Annotated in this window: 12 protein-coding genes; 6 read left to right on the top strand and 6 right to left on the bottom strand. The window is 61.1% G+C overall.

The window, feature by feature from the left end; all coding sequences use genetic code 11:
• Positions 1-6 precede the first annotated feature (6 nt).
• Both HX817_RS01660 and HX817_RS01665 read right to left on the bottom strand, forming a co-directional pair.
• Positions 7-1749: a potassium/proton antiporter gene (locus tag HX817_RS01660; RefSeq protein WP_177039689.1), complete on the bottom strand. Its 1743-nt coding sequence runs from the start codon at positions 1747-1749 to the stop codon at positions 7-9.
• Between the two features lie 234 nt (positions 1750-1983).
• Positions 1984-3609: a methyl-accepting chemotaxis protein gene (locus HX817_RS01665; protein WP_023659353.1), complete on the bottom strand. Its 1626-nt coding sequence runs from the start codon at positions 3607-3609 to the stop codon at positions 1984-1986.
• A gap of 277 nt (positions 3610-3886) precedes the next feature.
• Between HX817_RS01665 and HX817_RS01670 the strand changes: the two genes are divergently transcribed.
• Together HX817_RS01670 and HX817_RS01675 are read left to right on the top strand one after the other, a co-directional pair.
• Entirely contained in the window at positions 3887-4117 is a 231-nt protein-coding gene (locus tag HX817_RS01670; protein ID WP_010169256.1) for a hypothetical protein, read from the top strand.
• Positions 4114-4407 carry a cell division protein ZapA gene (locus HX817_RS01675; protein WP_003209415.1) on the top strand — a complete coding sequence of 98 codons (294 nt, stop codon included), beginning with the start codon at positions 4114-4116 and terminating at the stop codon, positions 4405-4407. Before HX817_RS01670 ends, HX817_RS01675 begins: the two co-directional genes overlap by 4 nt.
• On the opposite strand, the gene HX817_RS01680 is transcribed toward HX817_RS01675, so the two are convergent.
• Together HX817_RS01680 and putA are read right to left on the bottom strand one after the other, a co-directional pair.
• Positions 4404-6206, bottom strand: coding sequence for an acyl-CoA dehydrogenase (locus HX817_RS01680; protein ID WP_177039690.1), 1803 nt, complete (start codon positions 6204-6206; stop codon positions 4404-4406). The two genes, HX817_RS01675 and HX817_RS01680, sit on opposite strands and share 4 nt — an antisense overlap.
• Before the next feature lie 229 nt (positions 6207-6435).
• On the bottom strand, positions 6436-10389 hold the full coding sequence (gene putA / locus HX817_RS01685; protein WP_177039691.1) for a trifunctional transcriptional regulator/proline dehydrogenase/L-glutamate gamma-semialdehyde dehydrogenase: 3954 nt from the start codon (positions 10387-10389) through the stop codon (positions 6436-6438).
• A gap of 29 nt (positions 10390-10418) precedes the next feature.
• Here putA and HX817_RS01690 point away from each other — a divergent pair, with 29 nt between their 5' ends.
• Positions 10419-10709 (top strand): hypothetical protein, encoded by a 291-nt coding sequence (locus tag HX817_RS01690; RefSeq protein WP_177039692.1) that lies wholly within the window; start codon positions 10419-10421, stop codon positions 10707-10709.
• Positions 10710-10847: 138 nt separating this feature from the next.
• Positions 10848-12332, top strand: a complete 1485-nt coding sequence (putP, locus tag HX817_RS01695) for a sodium/proline symporter PutP (RefSeq protein WP_003209422.1) — start codon at positions 10848-10850, stop codon at positions 12330-12332.
• A gap of 269 nt (positions 12333-12601) precedes the next feature.
• On the opposite strand, the gene HX817_RS01700 is transcribed toward putP, so the two are convergent.
• Positions 12602-13096: a DUF2165 family protein gene (locus tag HX817_RS01700; protein ID WP_008439179.1), complete on the bottom strand. Its 495-nt coding sequence runs from the start codon at positions 13094-13096 to the stop codon at positions 12602-12604.
• Between the two features lie 188 nt (positions 13097-13284).
• On the opposite strand from HX817_RS01700, the gene HX817_RS01705 reads away from it, so the two are divergent.
• The gene (locus HX817_RS01705) at positions 13285-15318 is read left to right on the top strand and encodes a type VI secretion system tip protein VgrG (RefSeq protein WP_177039693.1); all 2034 of its coding nucleotides are present in this window, start codon (positions 13285-13287) and stop codon (positions 15316-15318) included.
• The gene (locus HX817_RS01710) at positions 15315-16028 is read left to right on the top strand and encodes a DUF4123 domain-containing protein (RefSeq protein ID WP_177039694.1); all 714 of its coding nucleotides are present in this window, start codon (positions 15315-15317) and stop codon (positions 16026-16028) included. The genes HX817_RS01705 and HX817_RS01710 overlap by 4 nt, the downstream gene beginning before the upstream one ends.
• Here HX817_RS01710 and HX817_RS01715 read toward each other — a convergent pair.
• Positions 16014-17291, bottom strand: a complete 1278-nt coding sequence (locus HX817_RS01715) for an O-acetylhomoserine aminocarboxypropyltransferase/cysteine synthase family protein (RefSeq protein WP_177039695.1) — start codon at positions 17289-17291, stop codon at positions 16014-16016. The two genes, HX817_RS01710 and HX817_RS01715, sit on opposite strands and share 15 nt — an antisense overlap.
• Between the last annotated feature and the right edge of the window lie 88 nt (positions 17292-17379).

Consider the following 17379-nt stretch of genomic DNA (forward strand, 5'->3'; position numbering starts at 1 on the left):
CGCAGTTTAGAGGAAGAGTCCGGGGCCCGGGCGACTTCCTTCGGGGAATCTGACGCCGACTTTGCCGATCTTGTTCCCGTCCATGACCGCGACGGTCCAAATGGTGTTGTTCCATTCCACCTGGTCGCCGACGACCGGCGCACCGCCGACTTTCTGGGTGATGAAGCGGCTCAGTGGCATGTCCGGGTCGATGCCCTCGAGCTTGAGCCCGTACAGGGCCGAAACCGCGCCCAGCTGAGCGTCGCCTTCCAGGACGAAGTCACCGAAGAAGCGCAGGTCGAGGCCCCGTTGTGGTGCCTGGCTGAACAGTTTGCCGAGGGCCGGCAAGTTGTGTTCATGGCCGATTACGCACAGCAGATCGTCGACTTCGAGCACCGTACTACCCGACGGATGGAGCAGTTGCTGGCCACGAAACAGCGCGGCGATCCGCGTGCCTTCGGGCATTTTCAGCTCCCGCAGGGCGGCGCCGATGCACCATTTCTCGGCGCCCAGGCGGTAGACGAACAGCTCCCACTCGCTGGTGACGTGCACTTCCAGGGCCGCCCGGGAAATTGGCGCAGGCTCCGGCGGTACCGTCACTTTCAACAGTTTGGCGACCCACGGCAGGCTCGTGCCCTGCACCAGCAACGACACCAGCACGATAAAGAACGCCAGGTTGAAGTACAGCTGCGCGTGGGGCAGGCCGGCCATCAGCGGGAACACCGCCAGAATGATCGGTACCGCACCGCGCAGGCCGACCCAGGCGATAAAGGCTTTCTCTCGGCCATGGAAGGCCTTGAACGGCAACAGGCCGACGATCACAGACAGTGGCCGTGCGAAGAGAATCATCCACAGCGCCAGGCCCAGGGCCGGCAGCGCGATGGGCAGCAAATCATGGGGCGTGACCAGCAGGCCCAGCACCAGGAACATGCCGATCTGTGCCAGCCAGGCCATGCCGTCGAGCATATGCAAAATGCCGTGCCGGCTGCGCACCGGGCGGTTGCCGATCACCAGGCCGCACAGGTAAACGGCGAGGAAGCCGCTGCCGTGCAGGGCGTTGGTCAGGGCGAACACGAAAAGGCCGCCGGAAATCACCAGGATCGGGTACAGGCCGTTGGCCAGGTTGATCCGGTTGACCATCTGCAGCATCAACCAGCCGCCGCCCAGGCCGATGATGCCGCCGATGCCGAACTCGCGGATCAGGTGGCCCAGCAGGCTCCAGTGCAGGCTGGTCTGGCCGCTGGCAAGCATGTCGATCAGGGTGACGGTGAGGAACACCGCCATCGGGTCGTTGCTGCCGGATTCGATTTCCAGGCTGGCGGTGACCCGTTCGTTCAGGCCTTTGCCGCCCAGCAGCGAGAACACCGCTGCGGCGTCCGTGGAGCCGACGATGGCGCCGATCAGCAGGCCTTGAATGATGTTGAGGTTGAACAGCCAGGCGGCTGCCATGCCGGTGAGGCCGGTGGTGATCAGCACCCCGACCGTCGCCAGGGACAACGCAGGCCAGAGGGCTACACGGAAACTGGCTACCCGCGTTCGCAGTCCGCCGTCGAGCAGGATCACGGCCAGGGCGAGGTTGCCCACGAGGTAGGCAGTCGGGTAGTTATCGAAGATGATGCCGCCGCCGTCGACGCCGGCGATCATGCCCACGGCCAGGATGATCACCAGGATCGGAATCCCCAGGCGGGACGAAAGAGAACTCACCAGAATGCTCGCACCTACCAGCAACGCGCCGATCAAGAACAGGCTGTTGATGGTCGTCGCATTCAAAGGCAGTACTCCATGAGCAGGAAAGACGAGGCGCAAACTGACCATGCAGTCTGCGTGCCAGCGATTCTAACCTGTTGAATTGCTGTGCTGTCAAAAAGGTTTTGAATGGCTGGCGCATATTCAATGTGGGAGCGGGCTTGCTCGCGAAAGCGGTGTGTCAGTCGCCTTATGCGTATCTGATCCACCGCATTCGCGAGCAAGCCCGCTCCCACATTTTTAGCCCTGCGGTATCCGTTAAAGCCTGAACCGCCCCACCATCCCGTTCAAATCCACCGCCAACCGCGACAGCTCACTGCTCGCCGCACTGGTCTGGCTGGCGCCGGTTGCCGACTGCACCGACAAGTCACGAATATTCACCAGGTTGCGATCCACTTCCCGCGCCACCTGCGCCTGCTCTTCGGCGGCACTGGCGATCACCAGGTTGCGCTCGTTGATTTCAACGATGGCAGTGTTGATGGTGTCCAGCGACATCCCCGCACCCTTGGCGATGTTCAACGTCGATTCCGCCCGCTCGGTGCTGTTGCGCATCGAATCCACTGCATGCTCGGTACCGGCCTGAATGCTGCCGATCATCCGCTCGATTTCGCTGGTGGACTGTTGGGTGCGGTGGGCCAGGGCCCGCACCTCATCCGCCACCACCGCAAAACCACGCCCGGCTTCACCGGCACGCGCCGCTTCAATCGCGGCGTTCAGGGCCAGCAGGTTGGTCTGGTCAGCCAAGCCACGAATCACGTCCAGCACCTTGCCGATGTCCCGGGACTCTTCCGCCAGGTTGCCGATCAAGGTGGCAGTGGCTTGCACGTCGCTGCTCATGCGTTCAATGGCGCTGACGGTTTCCTGCACCAAATCACGTCCATCGCCCGCAGACGACGTGGCGTTCTTCGAGGCTTCGGAAGTGCTGACCGCGTTGCGGGCCACTTCTTCAACCGCGCTGGTCATCTCGTTCACCGCCGTGGCGGCCTGTTCGATTTCGTTGTTTTGCTGGGTCAGGCCACGGGCGCTTTCGTCGGTCACGGCATTCAGCTCTTCCGCGGCGGAGGCCAATTGGGTGGCCGAGCCGGAAATGCGCTGCAAGGTGTCCTTCAATTTGTCCTGCATCTTGGCCATTGCCAACAGTAGTCGGCCGGCTTCGTCGTTGCCTTCCACCTTGATCGGGCGCGTCAGGTTGCCTTCGGCGATTTCCTCGGCGGCATCCAGGGCCTGGGCGATCGGCAGGGTGATGCTGCGGGTCAGCAACCAGGCGAACAGCATGGTCAGCGCCGTGGCGAGGATCAGCAGGATCACCACCAGCTCAAACGCCATGTCGTACTGGTCGGCGGCTTGCTGGTTGGTGGCCAGCGCCATCTTGTTGTTGATGTCCAGCAGGCGGTTCAATACGGCGTTGACCTGATCCGAGTTGTTCAGCAGCTCGGTATTCAGCAGCGTGCGCAGCTCTTCAACCTGATTGGCCCGTGACAGGCTCTTCATGCGCTCTTCAATCTGATGGTACTGGGCCAGCAGACGCACGTATTCATCGTAGGCAGCACGTTCTTCGCTGCTGTCGATCAACTTCTCGTAGACCGCCTGGGCCGTACGAATCTGCTGATTGCGCACGTCAAAAGACTCAAGGGTCTTTTGCTGGACGTCAGGCTCGCGGTTGGTCAGCAGGCGATACGACAGCACCCGCAGGCGCAGGGTCAGTTGAGTGAACTCGTCCAGGGCGCGAATGCTCGGCACGCTGCTAAGGGTGATGTCTTCCGTCGCCGCACGGATCTTGCTCATCTGGTTCAGGGCGAACACACCGAGAAACAACATCAGCGCGCCAATCAACGCGAAGCCGAGAAAGGCCCGCGGCGCGATATTCATATTACGAAGAGACATGTTGTGATCCTGGGGAGAAGCGCGATCCATGCGGGGTTTGAGCGGGGTGTCCATGACCTATCGGTCATACGACTAAAGTCTTGAGGGGGTGCGCGCTTTTGTCGCAGATCGGGGCGGGCCGACGGGATTCAGGAACCAGATGCCATAAATGCAGTCACTAAGGCTCGAAAGCGTGGCCTGCCCTGTAAAATCAAGGCCCCGCGCCAGGGATAACCCTGGCATCCGAGGTGAATTTTCTTTATCGTCACCGCCCTTTGAAAAAGCCCGAGAAATCAAAATGTTAGAAGCATCCCTCAGCCAATTGGAACAACTGGTCAGCGACCTGGTACAGCAGAACCAGGATCTACTGGGCACCAACGAATCCCTCAAGGCCGAACTGGCTCGCGCCAAGGATGAAAACGACAGCTTGCAGCTGAACCTGATGGAACAGGAAGAAAAGCAGGGCGCCACCGCTGCCCGTATCCAGGCGTTGGTTGAGCGTGTGAGCGCAGGTCCTGTCGGCGCATGAATGAAGGGATAAAGGTCGTTTCGATTCTCGGTGAGGATTACTCGATCAAGGCACCGGAGGGGGAAGACAACACCCTGATGAGCGCCGTGACGATGCTCAAGGCATCCCTGGCCACCACCAAGAAAAAGTACCCGACGTTGATCGGTGACAAGCTATTGGTGCTGGCGGCGCTGAACCTGTGCGCCGAGCAGATCGAAATGCAAAAGCACCATCAGCAGGAACTCGACCGTTACCAAGAGCAAGTCAGCGCCACGGTCGAGGTGATTTCCAAGGCAATCGGAACGCCTTAGAACCACTCATCCTGCATCCCCAGGCACGTGTCATCGCGTGCCTCGAGAATCGCCAGTTCATGATGGCAGCCCGGTATTTCCCACGTCAGGAAGTACCGGGCTGCCTGGAGCTTGCCCTTATAGAAGGCGACATCGGCAGCATTGCCCCTGGCCAGCCCTTCCTCGGCGCGAATCGCCTGTTCCAGCCAGCGCCAGCCAATCACCGTATGCCCGAACACCTTCAGGTACAGCGCCGAATTCGCCAGGCTGCTGTTGACCTTGCCCTGGGCGAGATCCGTCAACAGGCCGAGGGTGACTTCTTGCAGGCGCGCCACCAGTTGTTCCAGCGGTTCCCGCAAGGCATTCAGCGACGGATACTCCTGTGCCCGTGCGCCGGTCTCGGCGATCAGGCGGATCAGTTGCTTCAAGCCCGCACCGCCGTTCTGCGCCAGCTTGCGCCCGAGCAAGTCCAGCGACTGAATGCCGTGGGTGCCTTCATGGATCGGGTTCAGGCGGTTGTCGCGGTAGTACTGTTCCACCGGGTATTCGCGGGTGTAGCCGTGGCCGCCGAGTATCTGGATCGCCAGTTCGTTGGCCTTCAGGCAAAACTCCGATGGCCAGGATTTGACGATCGGCGTCAGCAGGTCCAGCAGTTCGTGGGCCTGTTTGCGCGCAGCTTCGGTTTCCAGGGTGGTGGTGTCGTCGAACAGGCGCGCGGCGTACAAGCCAATGTCGAAGGCGCCTTCCACGTAGGCTTTTTGGGTCAACAGCATGCGTTTGATATCGGCGTGCTGGATGATCGACACCGGCGCGGTGTTGGGATCCTTGCTGTCGGGCAAGCGGCCTTGGGGACGTTCACGGGCATATTCCAGGGAATACAGGTAGCCGGCGTAACCCAGCATCACCGCGCCCATGCCCACGCCGATCCGCGCTTCGTTCATCATCTGGAACATGCAACTCAGGCCCTGATGCGGCTGGCCCAACAGGTAGCCGACGCACTCGCCGTTATCGCCGAAATTCAACGCGGTCGAGGTGGTGCCACGCCAGCCCATCTTGTGAAACAGCCCGGCCAGCAGCACATCGTTGCGCTTGCCCAGGCTGCCGTCGTCGTTGACCAGGAACTTGGGCACGATAAACAGCGAAATGCCCTTCACCCCGGCAGGTGCGTCCGGCAGCTTGGCCAGCACCATGTGCACGATGTTCTCCGACAGCGGGTGATCGCCGCCGGAGATGAAGATCTTGTTGCCCTTGAGGCGATAGCTGCCGTCAGCCGCCGGCTCTGCGCGGGTACGAATATCCGACAGCGATGAGCCCGCATGGGGCTCGGTCAGCGCCATGGTGCCAAAGAAGCGGCCTTCGATCATCGGTTGCAGGAAGCGTTGTTTCTGCTCCTCGGTGCCGAAGCTCTCGATCAGGTTGGCGGCGCCCATGGTCAGGAACGGGTAGGACGTGGATGCGGCGTTGGCCGACTGGAAGTGGGCGAAACACGCCTGGGAGAGCAGGGTGGGCAGTTGCATGCCACCGGCTTCGAAGCTGCGGGCGGCGTTGAGAAAACCGGCTTCGAGGAAGGCATCTACTGCCGGTTTCACCTCGGGAATCAGAATCGCCTGACCGTTTTCGTAGCGTGGCTCGTTCTCGTCGCCCTTGCGGTTATGCGGGGCGAAGAACTTCTCGGCAATGCTGCGGGCGGTGCCGATGGCGGCGTCGAAGGTTTCACGGTTGTGTTCGGCAAACCGCTCGCGCTGGGTCAGGCCCTCGGCATCGAGGACTTCGTACAGCTCGAAAGCCAGATTGCGGGAACTGAGCAGCGTCTCGGACATGGCGGCTTACCTGTGTGGGAATGGGCCTGAGTCTAAGTGCGCAAATAGAGGCTGGATAGCAAGATTGATCTGGGTGATGGAGGGGCCAAACAACAGCGGTGAGTTGCAAACACGGTCAGTGTGGGAGCGGGCTTGCTCGCGAATGCGGTGGATCAGTCAGTACATCTGGCGACTGACACTGCGCATTCGCGAGCAAGCCCGCTCCCACATTTTGACCGCGTTTCGTCAGTTAGCCGATAGTCATCAGGCTGGCGTTACCACCCGCAGCAGCAGTGTTGACGCTCAACGCCCGTTCGATCACCAGGCGCTCCAGGGCAATCCCGGTTTCGCCCGAAGACAAACCGTGAACCCCGACAATCGCCCCGCCACGCTTGGCCACTTGCTGGCAAACCCCGCGCAGTTGGTCGGAATCACCGTGATGCAGCACGGCATCAAACACGGTTTCATCCTTGGTCCAGTCAGCCACCCGCGTGATCTTCGCCTGAATATCCTTTGGCAAGCGTGCGAACACGGCCTTGGTCAATTCAGTTTCCGGCCATACCGCCGAGCCGCCGACTGCCAGCACGGCCGCCAGTTGCGTCAGCAGGTCGCCTTCCACTTCCGCCAGGCACAACACGTGCTCGCGGGGCAGGATGGCGTAGCTGTTGCGCTCGCCGGTCGGGCCGGCCAGTTGGCGGGTGATACCGCTTTGGGATTGCGCGGCGAACTGCACGCACAGGGTGCTCAAGTCGCTGAGCTTGCTGCTGTCGGCCCAGGCTTTCAGGGCGGTCAGCGGCTTGCTCATGGCATCCCGCAGGCGAACATCCGGTGCGGCCAGTGCATCACCACGGACGAAGGATTGCTCGATGGCGTCCGTAGGACGGGTCGACAGCAGACGGTACAGATACAGCGGGCCGCCAGCTTTCGGGCCAGTGCCCGACAAGCCTTCGCCACCGAACGGCTGCACACCGACCACGGCACCCACGATGTTGCGGTTAACGTAGACGTTACCGGCATGGACGTTGTCGATCACCTTGGCGATGGTCTCGTCGATGCGGGTGTGCACGCCCAGGGTCAGGCCATAGCCGGAGGCATTGATCTGGCCGATAAGCTGGTCGATCTCTTTGCGCTTGTAGCGCACCACGTGCAGCACCGGGCCGAAGATCTCCCGTTGCAGTTCGTCGAAGCTTTCCAGTTCGATCAGGGTTGGCATCACGAAGGTGCCGCGCTTGATCTCTTCGCTATCGGCAATGGCGACCTGGTAAACGTTGCGGCCTTTGTCGCGCATGGCCTGGATATGTTTCTCGATGCCAGCCTTGGCTTCGGCGTCGATCACCGGGCCAATATCCACCGACAGGCGCTCCGGGTTGCCGAGGCGGCATTCAGCCATGGCACCTTTAAGCATTTCGATGACGCGGTCAGCGGAATCTTCCTGCAAGCACAGTACGCGCAGGGCCGAGCAACGTTGACCGGCACTGTCGAAGGCCGACGACACTACGTCGATCACCACTTGTTCGGTGAGTGCCGAGGAGTCGACGATCATTGCGTTCTGGCCACCGGTTTCGGCGATCAGCGGAATCGGACGACCCTGTGCATCCAGACGGCCGGCGACACTGCGTTGCAGCAAGCGCGCAACCTCAGTGGAACCGGTGAACATCACGCCCTTGACGCGATCATCACCCACCAGGCGCGCACCGACGGTTTCGCCCTGGCCCGGCAGCAGTTGCAGCACGCCTTCCGGAATCCCGGCTTCCAGCAGCAGGCGCACGGCTTGTGCGGCCACCAGCGGTGTTTGCTCGGCAGGCTTGGCCAGTACCGGGTTGCCGGCGGCCAGTGCAGCGGCGACCTGCCCACTGAAGATCGCCAGCGGGAAGTTCCACGGGCTGATGCACACCACCGGACCCAGCGGGCGGTGAGCGTCGTTGGTGAAATCGTTGCGAGCCTGCACCGCGTAGTAACGCAGGAAGTCCACGGCTTCACGCACTTCGGCGATGGCGTTGGCGAAGGTCTTGCCGGCTTCGCGGGCCAGCAGGCCCATCAGCGGCTGGATCTCGCCTTCCATCAGGTCGGCGGCACGTTCCAGGATCGCGGCGCGTTCGGCGGGCGGGGTGGCCTGCCAGATTGGCGCAGCGTTCAGGGCACACTGGATCGCGTTGTCGACGTCTTCGACAGTTGCTTCCTGTACGTGGCCAACCACGTCACGCAGATCCGACGGGTTCAACACTGGTGCAGCCGCTTCATTGCTGGAAGCGCAACCGAGCATCGGCGCGGCTTTCCAGTTGTTATGCGCGGTAGCCAGCAAGGCGCAGGACAGCGACGCCAGGCGGTGTTCGTTGGCCAGGTCGATACCGGCGGAGTTGGCGCGCTCGGCACCATACAGGTCACGCGGCAGCGGGATACGCGGGTGCGGCAGGCCGAAGCCGCCTTCCAGCGTCGCCATCTGCTCGATGCTGGCCACTGGATCGGCCACCAGCTCCTGGATCGAGATGGATTGGTCGGCAATACGGTTGACGAATGAGGTGTTGGCGCCGTTTTCCAGCAAGCGACGCACCAGGTAAGCCAGCAGTGTTTCGTGGGTGCCGACGGGTGCGTACACGCGGCACGGACGGTTCAGCTTGCCTTCGGAGACCTTGCCTACAACCTGCTCGTACAGCGGTTCGCCCATGCCGTGCAGGCATTGGAACTCGTACTGGCCGGGGTAATAGTTCTGACCAGCGATGTGGTAGATCGCCGACAGGGTGTGGGCGTTGTGGGTAGCGAACTGCGGGTAGATAACTTCCGGTACCGAAAGCAGTTTGCGTGCGCAGGCAATGTAGGAAACGTCGGTGTACACCTTGCGGGTGTACACCGGATAGCCTTCCAGGCCTTCGACCTGGGCGCGCTTGATTTCGCTGTCCCAGTACGCGCCTTTTACCAGGCGGATCATCAGACGGTGGCGGCTGCGGCGTGCCAGGTCGATCACGTAGTCGATCACATACGGGCAACGCTTCTGGTAAGCCTGGATCACGAAACCGATGCCGTTCCAGCCGGTCAGTTGCGGCTCGAAGCACAAGCGTTCCAGCAGGTCGAGGGACAGCTCCAGGCGATCGGCTTCTTCGGCGTCGATGTTCAAACCGATGTCGTATTGCTTGGCCAGCAGGGTCAGCGACAGCAGGCGCGGGTACAACTCGTCCATCACGCGCTCGTACTGCGCACGGCTGTAACGCGGGTGCAGGGCCGAGAGCTTGATGGAAATGCCCGGGCCTTCATAAATCCCGCGACCGTGGGACGCCTTGCCGATCGAGTGGATGGCTTGTTCGTACGAGGCCAGGTACTTCTGGGCGTCGTGTTCGGTGAGTGCGGCTTCACCGAGCATGTCGTAGGAATAGCGGAAGCCCTTGGCTTCGAACTTGCTCGCATTGGCCAGGGCTTCGGCGATGGTTTCACCGGTGACGAACTGCTCGCCCATCAGGCGCATGGCCATGTCGACGCCCTTGCGGATCATCGGCTCGCCGCTCTTGCCGATGATGCGGCTCAGGGACGAGGTCAGGCCGGCTTCGTTGTGGGTGGCGACCAGTTTGCCGGTCAGCAACAGGCCCCAGGTGGCGGCGTTGACGAACAGCGACGGGCTGTTGCCCAGGTGCGGGTGCCAGTTGCCGGTGCTGATCTTGTCGCGGATCAGTGCGTCGCGGGTGCCCTTGTCCGGGATGCGCAGCAGCGCTTCGGCGAGGCACATCAGCGCTACGCCTTCCTGGGACGACAGGGAGAATTCCTGCAGCAGGCCCTGGACGATGCCTGCACGGCCGCCGGCGCTTTTCTGATTGCGCAGTTTCTCGGCGATCGAAGAGGCGAGCTTGTTGGTGGCCTCGGCCATTGCCGCGGGCAGGCGAGCCTGCTCGATCAGCATCGGCACCACTTCCGGCTCCGGGCGACGGTAGGCGGCGGTGATCGAGGCGCGCAGTACCGATTGCGGCAGGATGCTTTCGGCAAATTCCAGGAAGCACTGGTGGGCGTGGTCGGTCTGGACCTCGCCGGCTTCTTCCGCGTCCTTGCTGCCCAGGCCGTTGAGCTCGGCCAGGGTTGCACCACCCTCGAGTTTCTCCAGGTAATTAAAAATCGCCTGCTTGATCAGCCAGTGCGGCGTGCGATCAATGGAGGTCGCGGCCGCCTTCAGGCGCTCGCGGGTCGGGTCGTCAAGTTTGACCCCAAGGGTGGTCGTAGCCATCTTTTTATCCTCATGGGTGCCACTACTGCGTGGCATCAGCTGGCGGCAAGATTAGCTTTGCGCCGAGAGAGGTGCAACCGGGTGCAACCCTTTTTATCCATGAAATTTTTGATGCTGATCGGGAAAAATTATCGTCGCAGCCGAATCGGCTGCGCCTTGGTGCATTTGCTTATGACTTTGGCTGCTCTTGCTCCGAAAAGGAGCAAAAACACGGTGTTTTCCACAAAAAACATCGAGGTGCAACTTATTCTCAAGAAACTGGTTGCACCTTATTTGCTTTGTTGAATAGCATTCGCGCCCAAGGTGCAACCTCTTACTGACGGTTCATCGGCTGATGGCTTTCCTGGGGAAACGTCAGTCATAAATGCGCGGCGCCAGGCTTCGTCTATCCACTAGCAAAGTGGATGGCCGTCCGGACAGACCGCCGCTACATAAAAACAAAGCCAGGGCGTAACTCAATGAGCGTAAGTAATCCTACCCTGATCACATTTGTGATCTATATCGCTGCCATGGTGCTGATCGGCTTTATGGCCTATCGCTCCACCAACAACCTTTCCGACTACATCCTCGGCGGTCGCAGCCTCGGCAGCGTGGTTACCGCGCTTTCGGCCGGTGCCTCGGACATGAGCGGCTGGTTGCTGATGGGCTTGCCCGGCGCGATCTACATGTCTGGCCTGTCGGAAAGCTGGATCGCCATCGGCCTGATCGTCGGTGCCTACCTGAACTGGCTGTTTGTAGCCGGCCGCCTGCGGGTGCAGACCGAGCACAACGGCGACGCCCTGACCCTGCCGGATTACTTCTCCAGCCGTTTCGAAGATAAAAGCGGCCTGCTGCGAATCATCTCTGCGGTGGTGATCCTAGTGTTCTTCACCATCTACTGCGCTTCCGGCATCGTGGCTGGCGCCCGTCTGTTTGAAAGCACCTTCGGCATGTCCTACGAGACCGCGCTGTGGGCCGGTGCTGCCGCGACCATTGCCTACACCTTCGTCGGTGGTTTCCTGGCCGTGAGCTGGACCGACACCGTGCAAGCCACGCTGATGATCTTCGCCTTGTTGTTGACCCCGATCATCGTGCTGCTGGCCACCGGTGGCGTCGACACCACCTTCCTGGCGATCGAAGCGCAGAACCCTGACAACTTCAACATGCTGAAAAACACCACCTTCATCGGCATCATTTCGCTGATGGGCTGGGGCCTGGGTTACTTCGGCCAGCCGCACATCCTCGCGCGTTTCATGGCGGCGGATTCGGTGAAATCTATTGCCAACGCACGTCGCATCTCCATGACCTGGATGATCCTGTGCCTGGGCGGCACCGTGGCGGTGGGCTTCTTCGGTATCGCCTACTTCTCGGCGCACCCGGAAGTCGCCGGTCCCGTGACCGAGAACCACGAGCGTGTGTTCATCGAGCTGGCCAAGCTGCTCTTCAACCCATGGATTGCCGGTGTGCTGCTGTCGGCCATCCTGGCGGCGGTAATGAGCACCCTGAGCTGCCAGTTGCTGGTGTGCTCCAGTGCCCTCACCGAAGACTTCTACAAAACCTTCCTGCGTAAAAACGCCTCCCAGGTCGAGCTGGTATGGGTCGGTCGCGCCATGGTGCTGTTGGTGGCGCTGATCGCCATCGCCATGGCCGCCAACCCGGAAAACCGCGTACTGGGCCTGGTGAGCTACGCCTGGGCCGGTTTCGGTGCTGCGTTCGGTCCTGTGGTACTGATCTCCGTACTGTGGAAAGGCATGACGCGTAATGGCGCATTGGCCGGCATCCTGGTGGGTGCGATCACCGTGATCGTGTGGAAGCACTTCAGCCTGTTTGGCCTGTACGAAATCATCCCGGGCTTCATCTTCGCCAGCCTGGCGATCTACTTCGTGAGCAAGCTGGGCGCTCCGACGGCTGGCATGCTTCAGCGGTTTGACGCAGCCGAGGCGGATTACAACCTCAACAAGTAATCGGCGGGGGCTTGAATGCCCGCTGAAGTGAAAACGGCCCGCATCTTTTGGATGACGGGCCGTTTTTTTTGCCTTCCAGATCTCGCAGTGTTGTTTTCACAGGTTCAGATGATCACTGAAGTAAACGGCCAATGTAAGCGCTCGCCTGGTGGCTGTGAGCGTTGAATGTGAGGCGGTTTTTATACTTTGGGAAAAGGGCTACAAACTACCGTCAGCTATCTGACAGTAGTTTGTGAAAGGGCATCCACCGATTTTGAATTCGTGGTTTTTCAGTCGTGGTCAGTGTCCGGCTGGTTGAGAAAAATCAGCACACCCAGGATCGCCATATAGAACTTGAACGCCGCTTCCTGGCCGTTCCACTGATGGGATTGCCACATCAGGAACCACTCGCCGCCGATCACCATAAAGCCGAAGAACCACACCACGAAACCCAGGGTCAGCCCGACGATTGCGCTTTTCTTGGCGCGATTGAAGTCGATACCTGTGGCACGACGAGCCCGCCACAAGGCCAGTGCTCCACGCGCCAGCAGCACGGCCGTCAGTGCTTCACCGGCGATGATCAGCCAATATGCACCGTGCCACAGCCATGGGGTGGTGATGGCGCGATACATCGCGGCGTTGCCGGGGAAGGTGGTGTCCATGCTCAGCACATGTTTGACGAAGGCAAAGTTGGAGCCGTAGTCGGTGATGTTGCTGAAGGCCACGAGTGTGGCGAAGGCTGCCAGGGCAAGGGTCAGGACGATTTTTGCGTAGCGGGTGGCCATGTTTTTTCCATTGTCATGGGGCGACGGGGGACGAATAAGCTAGCACGCTGGTGGTAGGGCTTCGATGCCTGATACATGAAGATTAAAGCGCCTGCGATGTAGGGATTTACTGATTTGCCTGAAGCGCACTCAGCTCGGCAAACAGCTGGTGCAGAATCGGCCACCCACTACTCGCAGAGAAACACCGGATGTTCGCTCCTGCCAATCAAAGTGCCTTTAGCCTGACCCTCGACGGTGTGCCAAGTGTTCTCAAGGTACGTGAGTTCACTGGCGATGAATTCATCAGCCTGCCCTATCGTTTTGACCTTGAACTGGTCAGCGAGCAGCCCGACCTTGACCTGGAAAGCTTGATGCATCGCCAGGCGTTCCTGGGGTTTGATGCGCATGGCCATGGTATTCATGGCCAAGTTTATCGGGTGGCACAAGGCGACTCGGGCAAGCGCCTGACGCGTTATCAGATCACGCTGGTTCCGCGGTTGGCTTATCTTGAGCACAGCGCTCACCAGCGGATTTTCCAGAACCGGACGGTGCCGCAGATCATTGCACTGGTGCTGGAAGGGCAGGGTATCCAGGCGGATGCCTTCTCGTTTCAACTGAGCGGGGTGTACCCCGAGCGTGAGTACTGCGTTCAGTTTGGCGAAACCGATCTGGCGTTCATCCAGCGCTTGTGCGCCGAGTCGGGCATTCACTACCACTTCCAGCATCACCCCGAGCGCCACCTTTTGGTGTTCGGCGATGACCAGAGCGTGTTCGCCCAGCCTGAGCAAGCCACTCAATACGCGGCGGGTTCGGGGATGGTTGCCGACACGCCGGTGATCAAGCGTTTTACCCTGCGGTTGAAGACCCGTACCACCGATGTGAATCTGCGGGACTACGACTTCAGAAAGCCACGCCTGAGCTTGGAAAGCACGGCGTCCGGCGGCCAGCGTCCCATGCTGGAGGAACAGTGTTATCCCGGGAATTTTACGGATCGCGCTCATGGTAAATACCTGGCGCAACGTAGGTTGGAGCGCCATCGCGGTGACTTTCGCCAGGCCAGTGGCCATAGCGACCAGCCGTCCCTGGTCAGCGGGCAGTTCCTGAGGATGGGAGGGCATCCTCGCCAGGAATGGAATGATTTGTGGCTGGTCACCCAGGTGACGCATGCAGGGCGCCAGCCTCAGGTGCTGGAGGAGTCGGCCATCGACGCCTCAGGTGATGAATCGGCTCAGGGCTACAGCAATCACTTTGTCGTAACGCCATGGGAGGTGCCGTTTCGAACACCGCTGCTGGTATCGCGACCGCCGGTGTCTGGCTATCAAAACGCCGTGGTGACAGGGCCGGCAGGCAGCGAGATCCATTGTGACGAGTATGGCCGGGTCAAGGTGCAGATGGCCTGGGATCGCGCCGGGGAGCACGACGAACATTCCAGTTGCTGGCTGCGGGTGGCCAGTGGCTGGGCCCATGAGCACTACGGCTCGGTGTTGATCCCGCGGGTGGGCATGGAGGTGCTGGTGGGTTTCGTCGACGGCGACGCCGACACGCCGCTGGTGGTCGGTTGCCTGGCCAATGCCGCCACGCCGGTGCCGCTGGACCTGCCAGCCGACAAGACCCGCAGCATCTTCCGTAGCCAGACCAGCCCCGGCGGCGGTGGCTACAACGAGCTGCGCATCGAGGACCGCAAGGGTGCCGAGGAAATCTACCTGCGCGCCCAGCGCAACTGGACCCAGCATGTATTGCACGACCAGCACGTGCAGGTCGACAACCAGCGCGATGTGATCGTCAAAGGCCTTGATCGTCACGAGCTTCAGGGCGAAGAACAGCGCACCACCCACGGCAACCGCCTGACCGAACTCAAGCAGGACGATCACCTGATGGTCGCGGGCTCCCAGCAGGTACGTGCCGGGTTGACCATTCACATCGGTGCCGGGCAAAACGTCGTTATTGATGCGGGTGCCAGCGTGACCCTCCAGGCCGGTGGGCAGTGGATCAACGTTTCGGCGGGCGGGATTTTCAGCAGCACGCAAATCCAGCTTGGCGGCTCCCCGGCACCGGCGGGAGCGCCGCTGACGCCGGGGCTGCAGGAAAAGTTGCTGGCGGTAATACCTGCACCGTTGAGTGCCGTCCAGGTGTTAAGCCTGAAGCGCAGCGCACCCTTTTGCGAAGAGTGCGAGCGCTGCAGGAATGGCGTGTGCAATACGCCCCTGCATCGCAATACATCACTGCCCGCGGGTGCGCCATGATTTCTCCCGGGCAGTGGCTTGAGGCTGCGCCGTTGCAGGTGGGCGAGCAGTTGTTTGCGGTGATGGGCAATGCCAGCGACTGCAAGCCGTTCGATGCGTGGCGGCGTACCGACGGACGTGCACTTAGCTCCATCTGGGCGGGCAGCGAGTATGCAGCGTGGGAGGAGGTCATGCCCTACGTCGCGGTGGTCGCCGTGGACAGCGCTTTTCTGAAATGGGCCGCCGAATGCGAAGGTATCGACTGGGGTTGGCTGGCGGTATCGTCCTGTTCCTTGCACACCGTCGTCGAGCATCTGCGCAGCCTGACCAAGGTACTGTTGCCGGAAGGGCCGGCGGTGTTCTTTCGCTTCTGGGACGGTGCTTATGTCCTGCCTGTGTTGCAGGCGCTGGGGCCACAGGCAAAGGAGTTGCTCCCGGTGTTCAGTCGCTACTGGATCAATGGTCGCCAGCATGAGGTAGCGGTTACGGCGGCGGGAGCGGCAAAGCCCGGCCCATGGTGGCAAGTGCCGCCGCATGTTCTCCAGCGCCTGGGTGAGCAATCGAGCGTTACGCAGGTGGACAACCTGTTGCAATGGCTGGAAGAACAGCGCCCGGACCTGTACAGCGCCTTTGTGCCGGCGACCTTGAAGCACAAGGTCGCCTACTTCGTGCGCCGGCCGGATGTCAGCCATCAGGCGCTGGCCGCCTGGCTGGCCTCAGAGCTGGGTTGAGGCCAGCGACTGCTGCAAGTCTTCGATCAGGTCCTCAATCGCCTCAATGCCGACAGACAGGCGAATCATCTCCGGCTTCACCCCGGCCTTCGCCTGCTCCTGTTCATTCATCTGGCGATGGGTGGTGGACGCCGGGTGGCAGGCCAGGGACTTGGCATCGCCAATGTTCACCAGGCGCTTGAAGATCTGCAGCGAATCGTAGAAACGCACGCCCGCCTCATAACCACCCTTCAGGCCGAAGGACAGAATCGCCGACGGTTTGCCCTGCATGTATTTCTGCGCCAGGTGATGGTGGGGGTGATCCGGCAGGCCGGCGTAGCTGACCCACTCCACCAGTGCGTGGTCTTGCAGGAAGTGGGCAATCTTCAAGGCGTTTTCGGTGTGGCGCTCCATGCGCAGGGCCAGGGTTTCCAGGCCTTGCAGCAGCAGGAATGCATTCATCGGCGCCAGGGCCGCGCCGGTGTTGCGCAGCGGCACGGTACGGGCGCGGGCAATGAACGCCGCCGGGCCGAATTTTTCGGTGTAGACCACACCGTGATAGGCCGGCTCCGGCTGGTTGAGTCCGGGGAATTTCTTCGGGTACTGGGTCCAGGGAAAGGTGCCGCTGTCGACGATCACGCCACCCAGCGAGTTGCCGTGGCCGCCCACGTATTTGGTCACCGAATGCACGACGATGTCTGCGCCGAACTGGATCGGCTTGCACAGGATTGGCGTGGCCACGGTGTTGTCCACCATCAGCGGCACGCCACGGGCGTGGGCGACGTTGGCCAGGGCTTCGATATCGATGATATTGCCTGCCGGGTTGCCGATGCTCTCGCAGTACACCAGTTTGGTGTTGTCATCGATCAGCTCGGCGATGGCTTCGGCGGAGTCGTCACGGGCGAAGCGCACGTCAACGCCGAAGCTCGGCAGCAAGTGGGCGAACAGGGTGTAGGTGCCACCGTACAGCTGCGGGGTGGTGACGATGTTGTCACCGGCACGGGTCAGGGTCTGGATCGCGTAGTGGATCGCCGCGCTGCCGGCCGACACCGCCAGGGCCGCGATGCCGCCTTCGAGTGCTGCGATGCGTTGCTCCAGCACGTCGTTGGTGGGGTTCATGATGCGCGTGTAGATATTGCCGGGCACGTCGAGGTTGAACAGGTCGGCGCCGTGCTGGGCGTTATCGAATTCGAAAGCGACGTTCTGGTAGATCGGCACGGCGACGGCCTTGGTAGTCGGGTCCGACTTGAAGCCATGGTGCAAAGCGATGGTGGCGTCTTTCATGAGTTGTTATGACCTCCATGGATAATTGCTCGCCACAATAAATCCGCTTTCGCACCGCCAATTAGACTATTTTCGGCAGCGCCCCTGT

Origin of the sequence: Pseudomonas sp. C6002 (assembly GCF_013385805.1) — a bacterium.
GTDB lineage: Bacteria > Pseudomonadota > Gammaproteobacteria > Pseudomonadales > Pseudomonadaceae > Aquipseudomonas.